The following is a 22002-nucleotide window of genomic DNA, read 5'->3' on the forward strand; positions in this document are numbered from 1 at the left end:
GGATGGGATGGCCGCTCGCCGTTTCGGCCGGGCTCCTGGACAAGAGCCCCCGCGCGCTCTTCCGTGCATTGTTGGCTCTGGCGGCCGGACATCTCCTGGCAACGCTTCTCGTTCTGCTGCCATTCGCGCTGCTGCTCGTGCTGGCCGAGTGGCAGCGTTCGATCCAGATCGGTGCGAGCCTTCTCGTCATCGGCTTTGGCGTCTATCGGCTGATCGAGCGGCGTCATCCGCGCGCGCTGGCCCGAATTCCGCCAACGCAATTGGCGCTCTGGTCATTTGCCGTTGCCATTGCTCACGGCGCCGCCTTGATGCTAGTGCCGATCTATCTCGGTCTCTGCCAGGCCTTCGAACTCGATGCCGGCCATGAGGCCGCCGGCGCGCTAATGAAGGCAAGTCTTGTGAAGACAAGTCTTGGGATGGCGGTGCTGGTGTCACTGGTGCACGTTGCCGCCATGATCGGCGCGGGCGGATGTCTGGCGTGGCTGGTCTACCGCTATCTCGGATTGAGGTTTGTCTCGCGAAACTGGTTCAATCTGGATCTGATCTGGGCGACCAGCCTCATCGTGGTTGGCGTCGTGGCGCTCGCCTTCAATCTGTCGAGCCGGCAGTGACAAAAGCGGAATGGCGTTAGGTTGAATCGATTGCCGCGGGTGGTTCACCTCTCCCGCTTGCGGGAGAGGTCGGCGCGAAGCGCCGGGTGAGGGCTTTCTCCTCTTGGGGATTGCCCCATCGCGGAGACACCTTCTCCCCAACCCTCTCCAGAGGGAGTGCACCTCGCTCGTTGCAACGATCAATGCCTCATCCCATCAAGCTTTATCGCGCCAAAGCCCACTCGCCGACGATGCGGAAGCGAGCCTTGGGATCATCCTGCTTGAACAGCGCGATCCGATCTATCGTCAGCGCATCAAGCTTCAACGTCGCAAACCTCCTCCGCAGCATCTCCAGAATCGGCCCGCGGCGCTCGGCGTCCAGCCGTCCCGTCAGCGTCATGTGGAAGCGGAATTCTTCCATGACGTAAGGGTAACCCCAGCGGTCGAGATAGTCGCGCTGCCGCTCGCTCAGCTTCTCAGGCCTGCGACGTGCGCGATCTTCCGCCGTCATCGCGGCGCGGAACGAGTCGAACTCGCGAGCGCAATCGGCGGCGAGCTGCTGGAGCGTGTGGACGGGCTCAGCCGGAATGACGGCAATGAAGCAGCTGATGGAATCGACGACCGGTCGGATCGCCGGGATCGGCCGCGGCTTGCTGGCGAATGCCGCACAGGCTGCCGCAAGCTCGGCCTCGGTCCTGCCGGCCGCCAGCGTCATCGGCGCCTTCAGCGTGCCGTGGAAGCCGTATTTGCGGGGATCGGCGGTGACGTCGCGCCAGTCGGCCGCGACATGCAGTGCCTCGCGCGGAAACGGCACCTCGTCGCTGGTGTAGGCATCGTAGCCGAGCAGCTCGGCGCCAAAGCGGGAGAGGGCGCTGTCGGCGCCGGCGGCAAAATAGATCGCGTAGCGGAGAAAACCTGTCATTGCCTCAGCATAGCCAATTCATGCCGCAACGACAGTCTCGCGTGGCATCGCCGCCGCTGTGAGCAGCCGCGTCGCATCGGTGAGATGCACGAGCTTGCCGCCTGATATCACGGCGATCAGCCGCGGCCGCAGCTGCACGCTATCGTCGACCAAAAGAATGTCGGCGCGGCGTCCTTCCGCGAGGATGCCGCGATCGGTGAGGCCGGTTGCACGGGCAGGCCCGGCAGAGACCAAATCCCAGGCCTTCTCCAGCGGCAGCAGGCCGTCGGCGGCGAGCCGGAATGCGGCCAGCAGCTGTGCGGGATAGTAATAGTCCGACGCCAGCACCGAGCAGAGGCCCTTGGCGATCATGTCCGACGCCCTGGTCCAGCCGGTGTGGCTGCCGCCGCGCACGACGTTCGGCGCGCCATAGACGATGGCATCGCCGTGGCTTGCTGCCGCCCGCGCCGTCTCCGCGTTGATCGGAAACTCGGCAATCATCGCACCGAGCTCGCGAAACTCCTGGCGCATCGCCGGCGTCGCGTCGTCATGCGAGAGCATCCGCACCCCGGCAGCGCGGGCCGTAGCGGCGAGCCGCGACACGGAGGCTGGAACGTCGGCGGCGCGCGCCACCACACGTTCGACTAGCCGGTCAAACTCCTCGCTCGATAGCCCGGTGCGCTCCACCATCCGGTTGCGCTTGCGAGGCTTGGCCATGTCGGCAACGGTGCCGTCCATGTGGTCATTGAAGGCGAACAGGTCGACGCGGCCTTCGGCGAGCCACTGGCTGATCTCGGCCTCGGCATCGAGATTGTAGGTCTCGTGTCGCAGATGGAAGCGGGTGTCGGCGGCGAATTGCGGACGCTGCCTCTCGATCGCCTCCATCAGGCCGCGCGCATTGTCGGCGCTGCGCAGGCCCGGCTCCCACGAGCAGGTCGTGGCGTGGAACACCGTGGTAATGCCGTTGCTGATCGCCTGGCGGTCGCTGTCGGCGAGCGCGACGTCGATCGGAAAATCGACGCCGGCGCGCGGCATCATCTGGCGCTCGAAGGCATCGCCATGCAGATCGACGATGCCGGGCAACACCAGCAGGTTGCGGGCGTCGATCGCCAGCCGCGCGCTGCCGCGAGAGGCATCGACCTGCGCGATATCAGTTCCGGACACGAGAAGTGAGGTTTCGACGAGCTCGGCGCCGATCAGGGCCCGGCCGCCTTCAAGGAAAATGTCTGTCACGCGACCGCGCTTCGTTTGCTGGCAGGAGAACCGGTGAAAGAGCTCGCCCGTGCTTCGTATGTCGCGAGGAAATCTTCAATCCCGAGCCTGCGGAAATCGGGCAGCGCTTCACGCAATTTGTCGTGATCCCAGTCCCACCAGGCGAGCTTGGCGAGCCGTCCGGCGATCTCCTCCGAGAACCGTCGCCGCACGATGCGGGCCGGGTTGCCGGCGACGATGGTGTAGACCGGCACGTCCTTGGTGACGATCGCGCCGGCCGCGATCACCGCGCCGGTGCCGATGTTGCGGCCCGGCAGCACGATCGCGCCATGGCCGATCCAGACGTCGTGACCGATATGGACGTGATGCTGGCGCCGCCACTCGAAGAACTCGACATCGTCGCTCTCGCCTTCGAAGTAGGCGCTCGACCGATAGGTGAAGTGCGCCTGGGTCGCGCGGTGCATCGGATGATTGCCCGGATTGATCCGTGTCATCGCCGCGATCGAGCAGAATTTTCCGATGGTCGTGTAGGTGATCTGGGCGTCGTTGACGACATAGGAGTAATCGCCCATCGTCACTTCATGCAGGATCGTGCGCGCGCCGACCTCGGTGTAGGCGCCGAGCCTGGCCTCGTGCAGCTTGGCCGAGGGATCGATGGTCGGCTGAATCGAAAGAGCTTTGGCGGCCATGTCGTATCCGAAGCGCGAGGGCGGGGCGTTTCTCTTCGAGCGGCTTGATGACAATGTCATGACGCGGCGATGACAGGGGATGACGTGTGTTGGATCGCCGCACCGCAACGCGGATGTCACACAAGTGTTAAGCGCCGGCGTTAGCGGTGGGCTCCAGTTAATCTGGAGCGCTGCATGCTGGTGGTGGAAGGTCTGACGTGTCGCTTCGGCGCAAAAGCCGCGGTGGACGACGCTTCGTTTCAAGTCTCCCCCGGCGGCTTCGTCGGTGTGATCGGACGGTCCGGCGCCGGCAAGTCGACCCTGCTGCGGACCATCAACCGCCTGGTGACGCCGACTGAGGGGCGCATCCTGTTCGACGGCGTCGACGTCACCGCGCTGCGCGGCAAGGAGTTGCGGCAGTGGCGGGCGCGTTCGGCGATGATCTTCCAGCAGTTCAACCTGGTCGGCCGGCTCGATGTTCTCACCAACGTCCTGATGGGCCGCCTCGCGACGATGCCGGCCTGGCGCTCGCTGTCGCAGCTCTGGCCCGAGCAGGACAAGGCTCTGGCGATGTCTGCGCTGGAGCAGTTCGATATCGCCGCGCTCGCCGCCCAACGCGCGGACCAGCTCTCCGGCGGCCAGCAGCAGCGCGTGGCGATCGCCCGCGCGCTGGTGCAGCAGCCCGATATCATCCTCGCCGACGAGCCGATCGCCTCGCTCGATCCGCGCAACACCAAGATTGTGATGGATGCGCTGCTGCGCATCAACAAGCATTTCGGCATTACGGTGCTTTGCAATCTGCATTCGCTCGACCTGGCGCGCAGCTATTGCGACCGCCTGATCGGCATGGCCGCGGGCCGCGTGGTGTTCGACGGCGCGCCGTCCGCGCTGACCGATCGCGTGGCGCGCGAGCTCTACGATCTCGAAGCCGCCGACGTCATGGGCGGCCTGCCTCTCCCGGCGCCCGAGGGCGTTCCGGCGCTCGGGACGGCCGCAGCGGCCTGAGCCTCGCCTATTTAGTTCAAGTCTTTGCCTCAACCGACCTCAACCGATGAAGAGGGTAACATGATCACTCGCAGATTAATCCTCGCCGGCGCCGCGGCGCTAGCGTTCACGACCTCCGCCTCCGCGGACGACTGGAAAACCAAATATCCCGAATTGACCTTCGCGGTCGTGCCGGCGGAGAACGCCTCCGGCGTCACCGAGCGCTGGGCGCCGTTCATGACCTATCTCTCCAAGGAATTGGGCGTGAAGGTCACGCTGCGCATCGCCAACGACTATGCCGCCGTCATCGAAGGCCAGCGCGCCGGCAACATCCATATCGCGAGCTACGGCTCGGCCTCGTTCGCGCGCGCACGCCTGACCGGCGTCAAGACCGATGCCTTCGCCAACGACATCAACGCCGACGGTTCGACCGGCTACTACTCCGTGTTCTTCGTCAAGGCGAGCAGCGCCTACAAGAAGATCGACGACCTCAAGGGCAAGAATCTCGGCCTCGTCGATCCGAACTCGACTTCCGGCAACAATGTGCCGCGCTTCGAGCTCGACAAGATGGGCATCCACGATGCCGACAGCTATTTCAGCAAGGTCGTCTTCACCGGCAGCCACGAGAACGCGATGCTGGCGCTGGCGCAGGGCACGGTCGACGTTGCCGCCAACCAGTGGACCAGCGATGACGATTCGACGCTGGCGCAGATGCTGACCAAGGGCATGCTGAAGAGTGCCGATGGTTCGGCGATGAAGAAGGACGATTTCCGCATCATTCACAAGTCGGCGCCGATCATCAACGGCCCCTACGCCTACAACTCGGATCTCCCGGAAGATGCCAAGGCCGCCATCGCCAAGGCGTTCTTCGACGCGCCGAGCAAGGACAAGGCGGCATTCGACCGTCTCTCCGACGGCCAGAAGAAGGGTTTTCATCCCGCCACCACCAAGGACTGGGATGGCACGATCGAGCTGATCAAGTTCGTCGATGCGCTGCGTAAGAAGAAGGCGTCCTGATCTCAGGACGAGCTACTCGAGCCGGGTCGACGGACCCGGCTCTTTCTCTTTTTACAGGCTACTCTCTCTTACAGGCCATTCTCCCTGACAAGATGACCGTCGCGGTTTCGATCCTCCCCGAGCAGCAGCTTGCCGTGCTCAACGCCGCCTATCGCCAGGCGGTCGCGCGCAGGCGATGGCGTCTCCTGTTGGGAGCCGGTATCTTTGGCGCAGCGCTGGTTCTTGCCGCGATCGGCGCCGAAGTAAATTTGCGCACGCTGTTCACCTATTTCGGCAACTTCATCAGCTATTTCGACCGCATCCTCACACTCGACAGCGGCCAGCGGGTCTGGACCGATGTCGGCGAGTGGCTGTGGGGCTGGCGCAAATGGCTGAAGATGCTGGGCGAGACGCTGCTGATCTCCTATGTCGGCACGCTGATCGGCGCGACCTTCGCCTTTGCCCTGAATTTCTTCGCGGCGGAGAATACCTCGCCCGCGCCCTGGCTGCGCTTTGTCGTGCGTCGCCTGCTCGAATTCGCCCGCACCGTTCCCGGCATCGTGTTCGCGCTGGTGTTCGTCATCGCCTTCGGCCTAGGTCCGATGGCGGGCGTGCTCGCGATCGCGATCCATTCCACCGGCGCGCTCGGCAAGCTGTTCTCAGAGATCGTCGAGAATGCCGACATGAAGCCGGTCGAGGGAATCCGCTCGACCGGCGCGAGCTGGCTCTCCTGCATGCGCTTCGCCGTGGTGCCGCAGGTCACCGCGGGCTATGCCAGCTACGCGCTGCTGCGCTTCGAGATCAACGTCCGCGAAGCCTCTGTGATGGGTTTTGTCGGCGCCGGCGGCATCGGCCAGGAGCTGGTCGTCGCCATCCGCAAGTTCTACTACTCGGACGTCAGCGCCATCCTGCTCACCATCATCGTCACGGTCTTCATCATCGACATCACCACCGGCTGGCTGCGCGGCCGCCTGTTCGGCAAGGAGGCGCGGACGTGACGAAGCCGCACGAGGTCGACACGCGAGAGATCCGCGCGCGCTACCCCGATGTGTTCGACCGGCCGGCCTCGGCGCGGCTTGCAACGCCCGCGATGATCGTCGCGGCGTTTGCGATCCTCACTTACGGCCTGGTCGATCTCGACTTCGCGCCGTCGCGGTTCCTCGCCGGCCTCAGCCAGCTCGGCTGGATCAGCCTAATGATGATCCCGCCCGATCCCGGCTCCTCGCTGCCGGTCTATCTGAAAGCGCTGGGCGAGACGCTGTCGATCGCGCTGCTGGGCACGACGCTCGCCGCCCTGTTCGCGCTGCCGGTCAGCCTGCTGGCCGCGCGCAACGTGGTGCCGTCAATCATCCTGCGCTTCCCGGTTCGCCGCTTCCTCGATTCGATCCGCGGCGTCGACACGCTGATCTGGGCGCTGGTGTGGATCAATGTGGTCGGGCTCGGCCCATTCGCCGGCGTGCTTGCCATCGCCGTGTCGGATTTCGGCGCCTTTGGAAAACTGTTCTCGGAGGCGATCGAGGGCGCCGACCAGAGGCAGGTCGAAGGCATCCGCGCCTCCGGCGGCAGCGCGCTGCACGAGATCCGCTTCGGGCTGCTGCCGCAGGTGTTGCCCGTGATCGCCGGCCAGGTGCTCTACTTCATCGAATCCAACACGCGCTCGGCCACCATCATCGGCATCGTCGGTGCCGGCGGCATCGGCCTCCAGCTCGCCGAGCAGATCCGCGTGCTGGAATGGCAGAAGGTGTCGTTCCTTATCCTGATGATTTTGATTGCGGTTGCTGCGATCGATTTCATCTCGGGCAAGCTGCGCTTTGCGATTATCGGGCGAAGGGCTGTCGCTTAATCACCGCTGCCGTAGGGTGGGCAAAGCGAAGCGTGCCCACCGCTTCTCGCGAATCTTGGAAAGATGGTGGGCACGGCGCAAGTGCGCCTTTGCCCACCCTACGGCTCCGGTTTCGCGGAGAGAGCTCCGCTGCTACGACTCCACCAGAAACTCCACCCGCTCCGCCGCGAACCGCGAATGCTTCGTCACCAGCGGCTTGCCGTCAAGAGCGTGGTCGGTCGCATCGACCACCAGGATCGGACGTCCCAGCGCAAGATCGAGCCGGGCGGCGTCGGTCGCGTCGACGATGCCGGCGGTGATCCGGGTCGCGCCGCGGCGGTAGTCGCGAATGCCGTAGTGCTCGAGCAACTTCGTCATCGAGCGCGTCGTGGCGAACACGGCGCCTGCGCCCGGAAACAATTCCGCCGACAGCCAGGTGGTGGAGACGCAGATCGGCGTGCGGTCGGCGAGGCGGATCGCCTCGATCCGTACCAGCGGCGCACCGGTCTTCAAACCCAGTTCGCGCGCCAGCTCCCGGGTCGCGACGTCATCGGAAGCTTCGATCAGTTGGCCACGCGGCTCGCGGCCGCCGGCGCCGACGATCTCGGAGAAGCGCGTGCGCGAGCGCAGCGGATAGGCGAGCTTCTGCGCCTCGACATAGGTCCCGCTGCCGCGCTCGGCGCGCACGAGGCCGCGCTCGGCAAGCGCGGCCAGCGCGCGCCGCACGGTGTGGCGATTCACGCGGTAGGTTTCGGCGATCTCCATCTCGCCCGGCAGTTTGTCGCCGGCGGCAAAGCGGCCGTCGGCGATGCCGCGCTCGATGCCGTCGGCGACGAGGCGCCACAGCGCGACGCCCGACGATGCAGTGTCTTGCATGCTCATATCGCCGGTCAGCCTAGCCCAGAAATCACGCCTTTGTCACGAAACAGTCATGGCGCTCCACTATGAAGTTGTCTAGTATCATAGACAACTTAGAATCGGCAAGATCGGTGAACCGGTGACCCAACACAACAATCAGCAAGCCCAGCGCAAGGCCGCGATGGCCGTGCTGGCGCACGCGGAGGCGGGCGAGATCGCCGCTCGCCTCCGCAACTTAGCCCTGCCGGCCCATCAGGATCTGCGCGAAGGCGAAAACGGTCTGGTCATGCTGCGCGGCCGGGTCGGCGGCGACGGTGCGCCGTTCAACCTCGGCGAAGCCACGGTGTCGCGCGCGGCGGTCCGGCTTGCCAGCGGCGAGGTCGGCTTCGGCTACACCCTTGGCCGCGATGGTGAGAAGGCGCGGCTGATCGCGCTGTGCGACGCGCTGGTGCAGTCCTGCGATTTCAGCGCAGCCGTCGAGCGCGACGTTATCGCGCCGTTGCGCGAGCAGCTTATGACGAGGCGCCAGCAGGTGGCGGCGAAGACTGCCGCAACGAAGGTTGATTTCTACACCATGGTGCGCGGTGAGGGGTGAGGTCATGACCACGATTGCGGAACTGCCGCCGGGGTTCGCCGATAAGGTGTTGTCGGCGCAATCGACCTTCCGCTCGGTGATGGACGCGATGGCGCGGCCGGGCTCGGTCCAGCGTATCGTGCCGACAGCCGGAACGCCCCATACGATGATGCGCGGCACCGCCGCGATCGCGCTGACGCTGTTCGATCACGACACGCCACTCTGGCTCGATGCGTGCATGGCGCAAAATTCCGACGGGGTGAAGTGGCTCAAGTTCCACACCGGCGCGCCGGTGGTGCAGGACACCTCGATTGCGAGCTTTGCGCTGATCGGCGACGGCGCACTGCTTCCGCCGCTCGAGCGCTTCGCGCTCGGCACCAGCGAATATCCGGATCGCTCGACCACATTGATCCTCCAGGTCGATAGCCTGGGCGCGGGACGCAGCTTCGAGCTGCGCGGTCCCGGCATCGACGGCGCCGCGACGCTCCAGGCGTCGATCAAGCCGTTCGACCTGTTCGAGCGCCTGCGGTTCAACGAGCCGCTGTTTCCGCGCGGCCTCGATGTGGTGCTGGTCGCCGATGATGCCGTGGTCGCGATTCCGCGCACCACGCGCGTTGCGAACAAGGGAAGCTGAAGCATGTATGTCGCAGTCAAAGGCGGCGAACGCGCCATCGAGAACGCTCATCGCCTGCTCGCCAATGCGCGGCGCGGCGACCAAAGCGTTCCGGAAGTCACGCTCGACCAGATCTCGGAGCAGCTCGGCCTCGCCGTCGACCGCGTCATGAGCGAAGGCTCGCTCTATGACCGCGAGCTCGCGGCGCTCGCGATCAAGCAGGCGCGCGGCGATCTGATCGAGGCGATCTTCCTGGTCCGCGCCTTCCGTGCCACGCTGCCGCGCTACGGCGCGAGCGAGCCGGTCGACACCGGCGCCATGCGCGTGCAGCGACGGGTGTCCTCGACCTTCAAGGACATTCCGGGCGGCCAGATCCTCGGGCCGACCTTCGACTATACCCACCGCCTGCTCGATCCCTCGCTCGCCGAAGGCTTTGTACCGGAAGCACCGGCGATAGCCGAAGCCTCGACCGCGGCGACGCCGCGCGTGACGGATATTCTCGGCCGTGACGGACTGATCGAATCCTCGCCGCAGGCCGACGACGGCGCCGGCGTCGGCGATCTCACCCGCGAGCCCTTGAATTTTCCGGCGGACCGCGACCTGCGCCTGCAAAATCTGGCGCGTGGTGACGAAGGCTTTCTGCTGGCGATGGGCTATTCCACCCAGCGCGGCTATGGCCGCAACCATCCCTTCGCCGGCGAGATCCGCTTCGGTGAGGTCGAGGTCGAATTCTTCGCTGAAGACGTCGGCTTCGCCGTGCCGCTCGGCTCGATCGAGCTCACGGAGTGCCAGATGGTCAACCAGTTCAAGGGATCGGCGACGGAAGCGCCGTGCTTCACCCGTGGCTATGGCCTCGCCTTCGGTCAGAGCGAGCGCAAGACCATGTCGATGGCGCTGGTCGACCGCGCACTGCGTGCCCGCGAGCTTGGCGAGGAGGCGCTCGCCCCGGCGCAAGATGAAGAATTCGTGCTGTCGCATTCGGACAACGTCCAGGCGACCGGCTTCGTCGAGCATCTCAAGCTGCCGCACTATGTCGACTTCCAGTCCGAGCTCGGCCTGCTCCGCAAGCTGCGCCAAGAATTTGCCGAGGCCAATGCTGAGCCCATGAAGGAGGCCGCGGAATGAACGCGCCCGCCTACAATTTCGCCTATCTCGACGAGCAGACCAAGCGGATGATCCGCCGTGCGATCCTCAAGGCGATCGCGATCCCCGGCTATCAGGTGCCGTTCGCCAGCCGCGAAATGCCGATGCCCTATGGCTGGGGCACCGGCGGCGTGCAGGTGACGGCTGCGATCCTCGGTCCTCAGGACGTGCTGAAGGTGATCGATCAGGGTTCCGACGATACCACCAACGCGATCTCGATCCGCAAGTTCTTCGCCAAGACCGCGGGCGTCGCCACGACGACGGCGACGGATAAGGCGACGGTGATCCAGACCCGTCACCGCATCCCGGAGACGGCGCTGAATGAAAACCAGGTGCTGGTCTATCAGGTACCAATCCCGGAGCCGCTGCGCTTCCTCGAGCCGCGCGAGACCGAGACGCGGCGCATGCATGCGCTCGCCGAATACGGCCTGATGCATGTGAAGCTCTATGAGGACATCGCCCGCTTCGGCCATATTGCGACCGCCTACGCCTATCCGGTGAAGGTGAATGCGCGCTATGTGATGGATCCCTCGCCGACGCCGAAATTCGACAATCCCAAGATGGACAATTGTCCGGCGCTGCAATTGTTCGGCGCCGGCCGCGAGAAGCGCATCTATGCGATCCCGCCCTATACGCAGGTGGTGTCGCTCGATTTCGAGGACCACCCGTTCGAGCCTTACCGCTTCAACGCGCCCTGCGCGCTGTGTGGCGCCGAAAATTCCTATCTCGACGAGATCGTCACGGACGACAGGGGCGGACGCATGTTCGTCTGCTCGGATACCGATTATTGCGAGGGACGGCAGGCCGCCGGCCATCACGGCAGCCTGAGCGCCGCGCCGTACAAGGAGAAGGCGGGCTCACATGGTTGACCAAGACATGGCTGATCTCGATACGCTCGAAAACGACCAGCCGTTGCTGGTTGCGGAGTCGCTCAGCAAGTCCTTCGGCCGCATCGCCGCCTGCCGCGACGTTTCCTTCGCGCTCTACCCCGGCGAAGTGCTGGCGATCGTCGGCGAGTCCGGCTCGGGCAAGTCGACGCTGCTGCAAATGCTGTCGGGCCAGCTCGCGCCGAGCGCCGGCCAGGTCTCCTACCGGATGCGCGACGGCGTCACTCGCGATCTCACCACGCTGGGCGAAGCCGAGCGGCGATTCCTGTTCCGCACCGACTGGGGCTATGTGCACCAGGATCCCGCGCAGGGCCTGCGCATGGCGGTCTCGGCCGGCGCCAATGTCGGCGAGCGGCTGATGGCGGTCGGGTGGGATCATTACGGCCGCATCCGCGACACCGCGTCGGACTGGCTGACGCGGGTCGAGATCGACGTCGCCCGCATCGACGATGCGCCGCGCACTTATTCCGGCGGCATGCGCCAGCGCCTCCAGATCGCGCGCAACCTCGTCACCGGGCCGCGGCTGGTGTTCATGGACGAGCCGACCGGCGGCCTCGACGTCTCCGTGCAGGCCCGCCTGCTCGACCTCCTGCGCAGCCTGGTCGCCGAGCTGCACCTCGCCGTCATCATCGTGACCCACGATCTTGCGGTGGCGCGGCTGTTGTCGCACCGCGTGATGGTGATGAAGGGCGGCCGCGTTATCGAGACCGGTCTCACCGACCAGGTGCTCGACGATCCCCGTGAGCCCTATACCCAACTCCTCGTCTCCTCGATTCTCCCGCCATGAGCTTTTCGATGACCGCAATGATCGACGTTGCCGATGCCCAAAAGACCTTTACGATGCACTTGCAAGGCGGCATCGAGCTGCCTGTCGTGCGCGGCGTGACCTTCCACGTCAATCCCGGCGAATGCGTCGTGCTGTCGGGGCCATCAGGCGCCGGCAAATCGTCGATCCTGAAGATGATTTTTGGCAACTATCGCTGCGATAGCGGCCGCATCGGCATCCGCCATCGCGGCGCGCTGATCGATCTCGCCAGTGCCGAGCCGCGGCAGGTGCTCAACGTCCGCCGTTCCACCATCGGCTATGTCAGCCAGTTCCTGCGGGCGGTACCGCGGGTTGCCACCATCGACGTCGTGGCCGAGCCGCTGATCGTCAACGGTCTGGCGCGCGCTGAAGCACAGCAGCGCGCAGGCAGCCTGCTGCATCGTCTCAACATCCCCGAGCGGCTCTGGCAGCTTCCGCCTGCGACCTTCTCCGGCGGCGAGCAGCAGCGCGTCAACATCGCGCGCGGCTTCATCTCGGATTTGCCGATCCTGCTGCTGGACGAACCGACCGCTTCGCTTGATGCCGCCAACCGTGCCGTCGTGGTCGAGCTGGTCACTGAAAAAAAGCGCCAGGGCGTTGCCATGGTCGCCATTGTCCATGACGACGAAATCCGTCATCTGATTGCCGACCGCATCGTCGATGTCACCAGCTTCGCCGCCGCGGCCTGAAGGGAATGGATATGAACGCCAAGGACACCGTCATCGCCAACGCCAGGATCGTGCTGGCCGACCAGGTGATCGAGCAGGGCTGGCTTGCTCTCGCGGGCGGACGCATCGCCGAGATCGGCGAGGGCAGGGCGCCCGCCGGCGCCGAGAATGCCGGCGGCGACCTCATCATGCCCGGCCTGATCGAGCTTCACACCGACCATCTCGAAGCCCATTACGTGCCGCGGCCAAAAGTGTTCTGGAATCCGGTCGCCGCCGTCATCTCCTATGACGGCCAGCTCGCCACATCAGGCATCACCACCGTCTTCGATTCGCTGCGGGTCTGGCGCGAAGAGGGCGCCGAGGAAGTCGATGGCCGCGCCGGCGTGCTCGCCGCCGCAATCACGACTGCGCGCGATGCCAGCCTGTTGCGTGCCGATCACTTCCTGCATCTGCGCTGCGAAATCCCGATGCCGAGCGTCGTCGAGGAGGCCAAGGAGCTGATCGACCGTCCCGACGTCAAGCTGATGTCGCTGATGGATCACACGCCTGGCCAGCGTCAGTTCCGCGACGAGGTCAAGCTGCGCGACTATTATCGCGGCAAGGGCGGCGGCAAGACCGATGCCGAGCTCGACGAGCTGTTCGCAAAGCGCTTCGAGTACCAGAAGCAATATGCCGCGACCAACATGCGCGAGATCGTGGCGCTGGCGCATCAGTACAAGATTGCGCTGGCGAGCCACGACGACACGACCGAGGAGAACGTCGCGGACGCCGTGCGCGACGGCGTCGCCGTGGCGGAATTTCCCACCACGCTGGAGGCCGCGCGCGGCCTGCACCAGGCCGGCATCGACATCCTGATGGGCGCGCCTAACGTCGTGCGCGGCGGCTCGCACTCCGGCAACATCGCCGCGGTCGATCTCGCGCGTGAAGGCCTGCTCGATATCCTGTCGTCGGATTACATCCCGTCGAGCCTGCTGATGGGTGCGCTGCAGCTGCCCGAGCATGTGCCTGCGATCAGCCTTCCGTCGGCGATCCGCACCGTGACCAAGGCGCCTGCCGATGCGGTCGGACTCACCGATCGCGGCGAGGTCGCGATCGGCAAGCGCGCCGACCTGATCCGCGTGCATGTTGCGGGCAGCGTTCCCGTCGTCCGCAGCGTCTGGCGCGAAGGGAGCCGTGTCGCATGAGCGAAACCGCGGCCATGGCGCAGGGCTTGGCAGGCGGGACTGGTCCCGGGCGGCTGGTGCTCGTGGTTGGTCCCAGCGGTGCCGGTAAGGATACGCTGCTGCGCTTGGCGCAGGCAGCGTGTAGTGAGGATCACGAAATCGTCTTTCCACGCCGCGTCGTGACGCGGGAATCCTCCGGTCACGAAGACAATGTCGCGCTCGGCCCCGACGAATTCCGCCGCGCGCAGCAGCATGGCGATTTCGCCGTACACTGGGAGGCACACGGACATTCCTACGCGCTGCCGCTCGAGATCAACGACGATATCCGCGCCGGACGCACGGTGGTCGTCAACGTCTCGCGCACCGTGATCGGCGCGTTGCGCCAAACCTATGCCAATGTCGTGGTGGTCGCGATCACGGCGCCGCCGGACGTGCTGGCGCAACGGCTTGCCGCGCGGGCGCGACATAGCGACGGCAACATCGCGGAACGGCTGTCGCGCAGCGTCGATCATGCGCAGGCGCAGGCCGATGTCACCATCCTCAACGCCGGCAGCGCGGATTATCATGGCCGTCAGCTCCTGCGGGTGATCAGGAACGAAGGCTGGCAGGAATAACCAGCGCAACCAGGAGAGTGGAATGTCGGTGATCGAAACGGTCGAACAGCTGGAGGCCATCTATGGCGTCACCAACGATGCCTCGACCGTCAAAGTCGCCGACCATGTCACGCCGCTCTACCGCATCTACATCGAAAAGGCGCCGTTCGCGGCGCTCGCCACCATTGGACCGGAGGGTATCGACTGCTCGCCGCGCGGCGACCTGCCCGGCTTCGTCCGCATCCATGACCCCAAGACGCTGATGCTGCCGGACCGGCGCGGCAACAACCGGGTCGATTCCCTGCGCAACATCGTGCGCGATCCCCGGGTGTCGCTGATGTTCTTGATTCCCGGCTCCGGCAATGCGGTTCGTGCCAACGGCCGCGCCCATCTCTCGATTGATCCCGAGCTGCTGGCCTCGTTCAAGGTCGAAGGCAAGGCACCGCGCAGCGTCATGGTGATGAGCGTGGACGAGATCTATTTCCAGTGCGCCCGCGCCATCGTCCGCTCCGATCTCTGGAATCCAGACAAGCGCGTCGATCCGAAAACCCTGCCGACGCCCGGCCAGATTCTGGCCGAGATGAGCGAGAACAAGGTCGGCGGCGACGAATACGATCGCGCCTGGCCCGCGCGCGCCGCCGCGACGATGTGGTGAGTCTCCGTTCTCTCTCGTCTCCCTCGCCCCGCTCTTGTGGGGAGAGGGCGGGGTGAGGGGCTCGCTCCGCGTATGAGATCGTCGATAGACCTGTACCCCCTCACCCGGATTGCATCTTCGATGCAATCCGACCTCTCCCCGCAAGCGGGGCGAGGTGAAGAGGGCGCCCCCCTAATTAAACGCCATGCCGCCGCTCAGCGCGATGGTCTGCCCGGTCATGTAGGCGTTGTCGACCAGCAGCATCACCGCCTTCGCCACCTCATCCGCCGTACCGAAGCGGCCGAGCGGAATGCGGCTGACGAGCTGTTGCTGGCCGCTCATCATGTCGGTCTCGATCAATGACGGCGCCACCGCATTGACCGTGATGCCTTCCTTCACGAGGCGCGCCGCATAACCTCGCGTCAGGCCTTCCAGACCGGCCTTGGATGCATTGTAATGCGGCCCGATGGCGCCGGCACCGCGCGCAGCGCCCGAGGAGATGTTGACGATGCGCCCCCACTTCCTCGCGCGCATCGACGGCAGCACCGCCTGCGTACACAGGAAGGCGGATTTCAGGTTGACCAGGATGGTGCGGTCGAAATCGTCTTCGGTGAGATCATCGACGCCGCGCGTGATGGCGATGCCGGCATTGTTGACGAGGATGTCGATCGGCCCGAGCCCACCAGTGACACGCTCGACCATTCCGGCTACGGCCTCGCGCTGCGAGACGTCGGCGGCGATCACGATCGCGCGGCCGCCCTGCTTGCCGATCTCGCCTGCGAGCTGCTCGGCCTGGCCGATCTGCTCGCGGCAGTTGATCGCCACCGCGGCGCCTGCTTCAGCTAACGCGCGACATACGGCGGCGCCAATTCCGCGCGAGCCGCCGGTGACGAGCGCCGTGCGCCCCTTCAGATCATCCGCCATCTCCGGATCTCCCAAATCGTCTGCTTTGCGGTTGCTGGGAGCGTATCATGCCGGCCGCGCGCGGGTGTTGAACTCATCGCGAGATGAATCCGGCTGTCAGCGCTTCCTGCGGGAGAAGCGCCCCGGCGTGCCGCTATCAAATATGGATAGCCATTTCATTGACCAATCGCGGCAATCGCTCGATATTCGCAGCATCGAAACTGCTCCTCGAGCCGAAGCTGCGATATGAGAACCGATCACCAGCGAAATCCAGGCGACATGCACGCTTGCATGACGCGTCGCTGTTTCTCGGCGGCCACCGGCGCCTGTTGTTGTTGCTGACCGACTCCTAGCAGCATCCCGCAAATCTCAAGACAGGAACGCCGAAAACTCGGCGAACGAGCAGTCATGTCCCAAACCCAGTCGAACGCCTACATCATCGAGATCCAAGACCGCGCCGCCGGGATCATCACCAGAGACGCGCGTGGCTTCCGCTTCTTCTCCTCGGAGCGCCTGTTCGACAGTCTCGAAGGCCGTCAGTTCCGTTCGGCGCGCGAGGCCGAGCGCGCCGCCCACGCGGTGCTCTCCGAGCGGAGGCGGCGTCTGAGCTGATCAGCGCCGGCGCGTCCTGGTGCGTGCCGCCTTCTTGGCGGCAGCGGAGCGGGCCTTGGCGCCCTTGGTGCGGCTCGCTTTCCGCGCAGCGGCCGAACGCGACGCCGCGGTTCGCCCGCTCGCGGCGCGCTTGGCCTGCTTCGACAGCGCGCTGCGCGACGCTGTTGAGCGCGGCTCCTTCTTCAGGACGTTCTCGACGGCGCGCGATACGCGCGGCCGGCGCTTCGGGGTGCGTTTGCCCTGACCGGCCTCATAGGCATATTTGGCGCTGCGGCGCGTCGACTTCTTGGTACGCCCCTTGCGCGGCGGCGGCAGATCGACGCCGGCGCGGCGCGCCTCGGACAGGCCGATGGCGATGGCTTGCTTTGTCGACCGCGCGCCATGCTTGCCTTTCCTGATCTTGTCGATTTCGTCCTTGACGAATTCGCCGGCCTGCGTGCTTGCCGATTTGCCGGCGCGCTTGTCCTGCTTGGCTTTGCGGATGATTTCCTGTCTTGGCATGGGTCGAGTTCCCTTTGAAATCACAGGGATGCAACGCGCAAGGCCGCCGATTGATCCTTTTTCAGTTCCTCAGCGCCGCCAGCAATTCATCCGGGCGCTCGGCCATGATCATGTGTCCTGCGCCCGGCACGATGACGGTCTTCGCCTGCGGGATCGCCGCCGCCAGCGCCTTGCCGGCTTTCGCCGGAGTCATCATGTCCCGCTCGCCGAGAATGAGCGTGGTCGGCACCTTCACGCTGGCGGCGGCTTGCAGAGCATTCGCATAGGCATTGCAGGCCGACAGATCCCTGAACAGCACGCCCGGCTCGCAATGCTTCAACACGGCCTGTGCGCCGCCATGCATCCAAAGGCCCGGCGCCAGGCTGCCGCCGAGCTCGGCCTTGAAGCCGAGGCCCCAGATCGAGACCATGTCGACGGCGTCCTGGTCGTTGGCTTCGGCGGCCCTGAGCAGATCCGGGCCGACCGTCATGGTCGCGGCGGTGCCGATCAGGCTCAGCGCGGAGACCTTGTCCGGATGCCGCGCCGCCGCCTCCAGCGAGATCAGCGAGCCCATGGAATGGCCGATCAGGTGCGCCTTCGCGGCTTCTGCTGCATCCAGCAGCGCCGCCGTCCAGTCGGCCATCTCAGCGATGGTCGACAGCGACGGCCCGGCCGAGCGGCCGTGGCCGGGCAGGTCAGGCGCCAGCACCGAAAAGCCGTGATGGGCGAACCAGCGCGTGTGCAGCGCCCAGGTCGAATGGTCGAAGCCGGCGCCGTGGATGAAGACGACCGCTGGCAGCGACTTGTCGAAGTCGCGGCCGCCGGTTGCGACAAACACATCAGTGCCGTTGACGGAGAGCTTCATGGCGTCAGACCTTTTGCGAGATGCGCAGCGCTTGATTGAGATCGTCGATGATGTCGCTTGCCGTCTCGATGCCGACCGAGAGCCGCACCAGCTCCTCGCCGATGCCGGCGGCCTTGAGCTGTTCGGCGTCCATCTGCTGATGCGTGGTCGAGGCGGGGTGGATCACCAAGGTCTTGGCGTCGCCGACATTGGCGAGATGGCTGATCATGCGCAGGGATTCGATGAACTTGCGCCCGGCGGGCCGCCCGCCCTTGATGCCGAAGGAGACGATGGAGCCGGCGCCGCGCGGCAGCAGCGTCTTTGCAAGGTGATAGTCCGGGTGGTCCTCCAGCGAGGGATGCAGCACCCAGTCGACCGCCTTGTTGGCCTTCAGTGCATCCAGCACGAGGTGCGTGTTCTGCATATGCCGGTCCATGCGCACGCCGAGCGTTTCCACGCCCTGCAATAGCTGGAACGCGTTGGTCGGGGAAAGGCAGGCACCGAAATCGCGCAGGCCCTCGGTGCGCGCGCGCATGATGAAGGCGGCGGTGCCGAACTGCTCGTCGAAGACGATGCCATGATAGCCGCCATAGGGCTCGGTCAGCACGCCGAATTTGCCGGAGCCACGCCAGTCGAAGCGGCCGCCGTCGACGATGGCGCCGCCGATCGCGATGCCGTGGCCGCCGATCCACTTGGTCGCCGAATGCATGACGATGTCGGCCCCGAGTTCGATGGGGCGGCTGAGATAGGGCGTGGCGAAGGTGTTGTCGATCAGCAGCGGAATTTTCGCATCATGTGCGATCGCCGCGACCCTCGGGATGTCGAGCACTTCCAGCCCGGGATTGCCGATGGTCTCGCCGATCACGAGCTTCGTGTTCGGTCTGATCGCTGCGCGGAACGCGTCGAGATCGCGCGGTTTGACGAAGCTGGTGGTGATGCCGAAGCGTGGCAGCGTGTGTGCCAAGAGGTTGATGGTGCCGCCATAGAGCGAGCTCGACGCCACGATGTGGTCGCCGGCGTTCAAAAGCGTCGCGATGGCCAGATGCAGCGCGGCCATGCCGCTGGCGGTGCAGATCGCGCCGACGCCGCCTTCGAGCGCCGCCAGCCGCTCCTCCAGCACGCCGGTGGTCGGATTGGAGATGCGGGTGTAGATGTGGCCGGCGCGCTCCAGGTTGAACAGCGCGGCGGCATGGTCGGAATCCTGGAACACGTAGGACGTGGTCTGGTAGATCGGCACGGCGCGGGCGCCGGTTACGGGATCCGGATGCTGGCCCGCATGCAGGCTCAGGGTCTCGAAGGCAGGCGGTTTAGGCGCGGGCATGCGTGGCCTCGTTGGTCGATCGGCGGAGGCGGCTCTTGTGCCACAAAACGAAGCGCGGCGTCAGCCCATTGACAGTGATGGTTGCCTGCATGCAGCGACGACACGTGATGCGAGCCGCGGCCGCGACGGCAGTGCGCTCCCTCGCCCCGTGCTTACGGGGAGAGGCGAAGTCGCGCCGCCCGCGCCTTAGCCGCGAATGGCCTGCTCGATGATCCCAGTCTCGCGCAGCAAAATCTCCGCGACCTCCTGCTCGCGACGGGGGCCGAGCCTCGTCCGCACGGCGGAGACCGTCATCGCAGCAGCCGGCTGTCCGTCCGGGCTCTTGATCCAGGTCGAGATCGATTTCGTGCCCTGTACGAGGCCAATCTCCCGCATGTAGTAGCCGCGCCGCCGCGCCGTGGTGATCTCGCCCATCACGGTTGCGACGTCGGTCTGATAGGCCTCGAACCTCTTCTCGTTGGCCGCGACGATTTTCCGCGCGTCCTGCGCCGGCATCGCGGCGAGGATGGCGACGCCGGCGCTGGAGACGCCGAGCGGCCGGCGCGCGCCGACCTCGATCGACAGCACCTGAATCGGATAGACGCCGATCCTGCGATCGACGCACAGCGTGTCGTTGCCGGTCCGCACCGTCAGGAACAGTGTGTCGCCAATTTCAGCGGAGGCGCGCCGCAGCGAGGGATTGGCGGCGACCAGCAGCCGTGACGGCCGCGGCCGCGCGAGCGCCAGCTCCGGCACCTGGTTGCCGATCGCATAGCGGCCGGTCCGCTCGTGTCGCTCGACGATGCCTTCCTCGATCAGCACGTGGACGATGCGATGCACGGTCGGGCGGGTGAGCCCGGTTGCCCGTACCACCTCGGCCATTGGCACGCCGTCTTCGCGGCCTGCGGCCAGAATGCGCAGCACCGCGAGCGCGCGCCGGATTGCCTGCGCGCCCTGTCGCGGTTCCCCGACGTTGCGGGCCAATCTGGTCCTGTCCATAATATGGACAAGAACGCCACAATTCACTCGACAGGACAAGCGCGCATCTGGAGATTTCGCTCCGATCGAGATGCTTTTCGAATTGCCATGCGCAACGTCGCGGCATCCGAAGTGAGTTGAAGCGCCGCCGGGAGGTTAACATGAGATTAATCTGGATTGCCATCGCTGCTGCAGTCGCGATGCTGGCAGGCCCCGCATCAAGCCAGGAATGGCCGGCGCGCAACGTCAAGCTGATCGTGCCCTATCCGGCCGGCGGCAATGTCGACAGCGCGGCGCGCATCATCGCCGACAAGCTCCAGGAAAAGCTCGGCCAGCCCTTCATCATCGAGAACAAGGCCGGCGCCGGCGGCATGATCGCGGGCGAAGCCTTCGCGAAATCCGCGCCCGACGGCTACACGCTGTTCGTCGGCGCCAATGGCCCGGTGCTGTTCGCGACCGAGATCAACAAGCGCGAGGCCTATAATTGGAAAAAGGACTTCCTGCCGATCTCGACCATTTCGATGACGCCGCTGGTGCTCGAGGTGCATCCGTCCGTGCAGGCCACGACGTTCAAGGAATTCATCGATCTCGCCAAGCGCGAGCCCGGCAAGCTGACCATGGCCTCGCCGGGGCCTGGCACCACCAACCATCTGCTCAGCGAACTGATGCAGTCCAACCTCGGCCTGCAATGGGTTACCGCGCACTATCGCGGCAACGCGCCGGCGATCAACGATCTGCTCGGCGGCCAAGTGCAGTTCGCGTTCGACCAGCTCACGGTCAGCCTCCAGCACATCAAGGCCGGCCTGTTCCGCGCGCTCGCCGTCACCAGCCCGCACCGCCTGAAGTCGCTGCCTGACGTCCGGACCTTTGCCGAGCTCGGCTACAAGGATTTTGACGGCCAGACCTTCACCGGCCTGTTCGCCCCTGCGAGCACGCCGGCGCCCATCGTCGACAAGCTGCACCAGACGCTGGCCGCGATCCTGAAGGATCCGGCCGTGGTGGACAAGTTCGAGAAGCTCGGTGGGGAAGCTACAGTGATGACGCCTGATGAGTTCAAGGCCTATCTCGCGCGCGAGGACGCCAAGTGGATTCCGGTGGTGCGCAAGGCCAACATCAGGGCGGATTGATCGATGCGAATCGATCCCACCGAGCTCGGCGCCGAGCGCATCTACCGCCTGATGACCGGCATCGTGGTGCCGCGCCCGATCGCCTGGGTCACGAGCCTGTCGCGCTCCGGTGTGCTCAACCTCGCGCCGTTCAGCGCCTTCACTTTCGTCTCGCAGAAGCCGCCGATGCTCGCCATCAGCGTCGGCCGCAAGGGTGCCGATTACAAGGACACCGCGCACAATATCCTCGATACCGAGGAGTATGTGATCCACATCGCCGATACCCCGCTGATGTCCGCGGTGCACGACAGCTCGATCGAGCATCCACCTGAAATCAGCGAGGTTGAGCATCTCGGGCTCGAAACGCTGCCCTGCGAGCTCATCAAGGTGCGTCGGCTCGCCGCCGCGCCGGTTGCGATGGAATGCCGCTTTCGGCAGTGCCTGGAATTCGGCGAGGCCCGCAGCCGGCTCATCGTCGGCGAGGTCGTCATGTTCCACATTCGCGATGGCCTCGTGAAGGACGGCAAGGTCGAGACAAAGGCGCTCGATCCGATCGCGCGCATCGGCGGGCCGCGCTATGCCCGGCTCGGCGAGATCGTGACGCTGAACACCGTCTTCCAGACTCCCAAATCGACCGACTGAGCGCGCTGCCCTCGGCCGCGCCCGCG

General features: G+C 65.5%; 26 protein-coding genes. 17 read left to right on the top strand and 9 right to left on the bottom strand.

Annotated features, from left to right (window positions below; translation table 11 throughout):
- Nucleotides 1-2: 2 nt before the first annotated feature.
- Nucleotides 3-611, top strand: coding sequence for a hypothetical protein (locus tag XH85_RS05590; protein ID WP_128937114.1), 609 nt, complete (start codon nt 3-5; stop codon nt 609-611).
- 202 nt (nt 612-813) lie between these two features.
- On the opposite strand, the gene XH85_RS05595 is transcribed toward XH85_RS05590, so the two are convergent.
- The 3 genes from XH85_RS05595 to XH85_RS05605 are packed head-to-tail and all read right to left on the bottom strand — an operon-like array spanning nt 814 to nt 3392.
- On the bottom strand, nt 814-1512 hold the full coding sequence (locus tag XH85_RS05595; RefSeq protein WP_128931084.1) for a DUF1045 domain-containing protein: 699 nt from the start codon (nt 1510-1512) through the stop codon (nt 814-816).
- 18 nt (nt 1513-1530) lie between these two features.
- Nucleotides 1531-2724 carry an alpha-D-ribose 1-methylphosphonate 5-triphosphate diphosphatase gene (locus XH85_RS05600; protein ID WP_128931085.1) on the bottom strand — a complete coding sequence of 398 codons (1194 nt, stop codon included), beginning with the start codon at nt 2722-2724 and terminating at the stop codon, nt 1531-1533.
- Complete coding sequence (locus XH85_RS05605) at nt 2721-3392, bottom strand: transferase hexapeptide repeat family protein (RefSeq protein WP_128931086.1); 672 nt, start codon at nt 3390-3392, stop codon at nt 2721-2723. The genes XH85_RS05600 and XH85_RS05605 overlap by 4 nt, the downstream gene beginning before the upstream one ends.
- Before the next feature lie 174 nt (nt 3393-3566).
- Here XH85_RS05605 and phnC point away from each other — a divergent pair, with 174 nt between their 5' ends.
- The 4 genes from phnC (at nt 3567) to phnE (XH85_RS05625) (ending at nt 7194) form a co-directional block, all read left to right on the top strand.
- Nucleotides 3567-4376 carry a phosphonate ABC transporter ATP-binding protein gene (gene phnC, locus XH85_RS05610; protein ID WP_128931087.1) on the top strand — a complete coding sequence of 270 codons (810 nt, stop codon included), beginning with the start codon at nt 3567-3569 and terminating at the stop codon, nt 4374-4376.
- 60 nt (nt 4377-4436) lie between these two features.
- Nucleotides 4437-5372, top strand: coding sequence for a phosphonate ABC transporter substrate-binding protein (phnD, locus tag XH85_RS05615; protein WP_128931088.1), 936 nt, complete (start codon nt 4437-4439; stop codon nt 5370-5372).
- 92 nt (nt 5373-5464) lie between these two features.
- Nucleotides 5465-6349 (top strand): phosphonate ABC transporter, permease protein PhnE, encoded by an 885-nt coding sequence (gene phnE / locus XH85_RS05620; RefSeq protein ID WP_128931089.1) that lies wholly within the window; start codon nt 5465-5467, stop codon nt 6347-6349.
- Complete coding sequence (gene phnE, locus XH85_RS05625; protein WP_128931090.1) at nt 6346-7194, top strand: phosphonate ABC transporter, permease protein PhnE; 849 nt, start codon at nt 6346-6348, stop codon at nt 7192-7194. The genes phnE (XH85_RS05620) and phnE (XH85_RS05625) overlap by 4 nt, the downstream gene beginning before the upstream one ends.
- A gap of 132 nt (nt 7195-7326) precedes the next feature.
- Here the strand turns inward: phnE (XH85_RS05625) and phnF are convergent, their stop codons facing one another.
- Nucleotides 7327-8055: a phosphonate metabolism transcriptional regulator PhnF gene (gene phnF / locus XH85_RS05635; protein ID WP_128931091.1), complete on the bottom strand. Its 729-nt coding sequence runs from the start codon at nt 8053-8055 to the stop codon at nt 7327-7329.
- A 157-nt stretch (nt 8056-8212) separates the two neighbouring features.
- Between phnF and phnG the strand changes: the two genes are divergently transcribed.
- The 9 genes from phnG to XH85_RS05680 are packed head-to-tail and all read left to right on the top strand — an operon-like array spanning nt 8213 to nt 15132.
- Nucleotides 8213-8626, top strand: a complete 414-nt coding sequence (gene phnG / locus XH85_RS05640) for a phosphonate C-P lyase system protein PhnG (RefSeq protein ID WP_164940125.1) — start codon at nt 8213-8215, stop codon at nt 8624-8626.
- A gap of 4 nt (nt 8627-8630) precedes the next feature.
- Nucleotides 8631-9239: a phosphonate C-P lyase system protein PhnH gene (gene phnH, locus XH85_RS05645; protein ID WP_164940118.1), complete on the top strand. Its 609-nt coding sequence runs from the start codon at nt 8631-8633 to the stop codon at nt 9237-9239.
- 3 nt (nt 9240-9242) lie between these two features.
- A complete protein-coding gene (locus XH85_RS05650) occupies nt 9243-10343 on the top strand; it encodes a carbon-phosphorus lyase complex subunit (protein WP_128931093.1) in 1101 nt (366 codons plus the stop codon).
- On the top strand, nt 10340-11230 hold the full coding sequence (locus XH85_RS05655) for an alpha-D-ribose 1-methylphosphonate 5-phosphate C-P-lyase PhnJ (protein WP_128931094.1): 891 nt from the start codon (nt 10340-10342) through the stop codon (nt 11228-11230). The genes XH85_RS05650 and XH85_RS05655 overlap by 4 nt, the downstream gene beginning before the upstream one ends.
- Nucleotides 11231-11237: 7 nt before the next feature.
- Complete coding sequence (gene phnK, locus XH85_RS05660; protein WP_128937115.1) at nt 11238-12035, top strand: phosphonate C-P lyase system protein PhnK; 798 nt, start codon at nt 11238-11240, stop codon at nt 12033-12035.
- An 8-nt stretch (nt 12036-12043) separates the two neighbouring features.
- Nucleotides 12044-12742, top strand: a complete 699-nt coding sequence (phnL, locus tag XH85_RS05665) for a phosphonate C-P lyase system protein PhnL (RefSeq protein WP_164939768.1) — start codon at nt 12044-12046, stop codon at nt 12740-12742.
- A gap of 5 nt (nt 12743-12747) precedes the next feature.
- The gene (locus XH85_RS05670; RefSeq protein ID WP_128931096.1) at nt 12748-13905 is read left to right on the top strand and encodes an alpha-D-ribose 1-methylphosphonate 5-triphosphate diphosphatase; all 1158 of its coding nucleotides are present in this window, start codon (nt 12748-12750) and stop codon (nt 13903-13905) included.
- Nucleotides 13902-14498 carry a phosphonate metabolism protein/1,5-bisphosphokinase (PRPP-forming) PhnN gene (phnN, locus tag XH85_RS05675; RefSeq protein ID WP_128931097.1) on the top strand — a complete coding sequence of 199 codons (597 nt, stop codon included), beginning with the start codon at nt 13902-13904 and terminating at the stop codon, nt 14496-14498. The genes XH85_RS05670 and phnN overlap by 4 nt, the downstream gene beginning before the upstream one ends.
- A 22-nt stretch (nt 14499-14520) precedes the next feature.
- On the top strand, nt 14521-15132 hold the full coding sequence (locus tag XH85_RS05680) for a pyridoxamine 5'-phosphate oxidase family protein (RefSeq protein WP_128931098.1): 612 nt from the start codon (nt 14521-14523) through the stop codon (nt 15130-15132).
- 171 nt (nt 15133-15303) lie between these two features.
- Here the strand turns inward: XH85_RS05680 and XH85_RS05685 are convergent, their stop codons facing one another.
- A complete protein-coding gene (locus XH85_RS05685; RefSeq protein WP_128931099.1) occupies nt 15304-16035 on the bottom strand; it encodes an SDR family NAD(P)-dependent oxidoreductase in 732 nt (243 codons plus the stop codon).
- A 387-nt stretch (nt 16036-16422) separates the two neighbouring features.
- On the opposite strand from XH85_RS05685, the gene XH85_RS05695 reads away from it, so the two are divergent.
- Nucleotides 16423-16626, top strand: coding sequence for a hypothetical protein (locus tag XH85_RS05695; RefSeq protein ID WP_128931100.1), 204 nt, complete (start codon nt 16423-16425; stop codon nt 16624-16626).
- Here the strand turns inward: XH85_RS05695 and XH85_RS05700 are convergent, their stop codons facing one another.
- The 4 genes from XH85_RS05700 to XH85_RS05715 form a co-directional block, all read right to left on the bottom strand.
- Complete coding sequence (locus tag XH85_RS05700) at nt 16627-17127, bottom strand: DUF6496 domain-containing protein (protein WP_128931101.1); 501 nt, start codon at nt 17125-17127, stop codon at nt 16627-16629.
- A 61-nt stretch (nt 17128-17188) separates the two neighbouring features.
- The gene (locus XH85_RS05705; RefSeq protein WP_128931102.1) at nt 17189-17971 is read right to left on the bottom strand and encodes an alpha/beta fold hydrolase; all 783 of its coding nucleotides are present in this window, start codon (nt 17969-17971) and stop codon (nt 17189-17191) included.
- 4 nt (nt 17972-17975) lie between these two features.
- Nucleotides 17976-19271 carry an O-acetylhomoserine aminocarboxypropyltransferase gene (locus tag XH85_RS05710; protein ID WP_128931103.1) on the bottom strand — a complete coding sequence of 432 codons (1296 nt, stop codon included), beginning with the start codon at nt 19269-19271 and terminating at the stop codon, nt 17976-17978.
- Nucleotides 19272-19457: 186 nt separating this feature from the next.
- Nucleotides 19458-20249: an IclR family transcriptional regulator gene (locus tag XH85_RS05715; protein ID WP_164940116.1), complete on the bottom strand. Its 792-nt coding sequence runs from the start codon at nt 20247-20249 to the stop codon at nt 19458-19460.
- Between the two features lie 140 nt (nt 20250-20389).
- Here XH85_RS05715 and XH85_RS05720 point away from each other — a divergent pair, with 140 nt between their 5' ends.
- Entirely contained in the window at nt 20390-21355 is a 966-nt protein-coding gene (locus XH85_RS05720; protein ID WP_128931104.1) for a Bug family tripartite tricarboxylate transporter substrate binding protein, read from the top strand.
- A gap of 3 nt (nt 21356-21358) precedes the next feature.
- Complete coding sequence (locus XH85_RS05725; RefSeq protein WP_128931105.1) at nt 21359-21976, top strand: flavin reductase family protein; 618 nt, start codon at nt 21359-21361, stop codon at nt 21974-21976.
- Nucleotides 21977-22002: the final 26 nt, after the last annotated feature.

Origin of the sequence: Bradyrhizobium zhanjiangense (genome assembly GCF_004114935.1) — a bacterium.
Classification (GTDB): domain Bacteria; phylum Pseudomonadota; class Alphaproteobacteria; order Rhizobiales; family Xanthobacteraceae; genus Bradyrhizobium; species Bradyrhizobium zhanjiangense.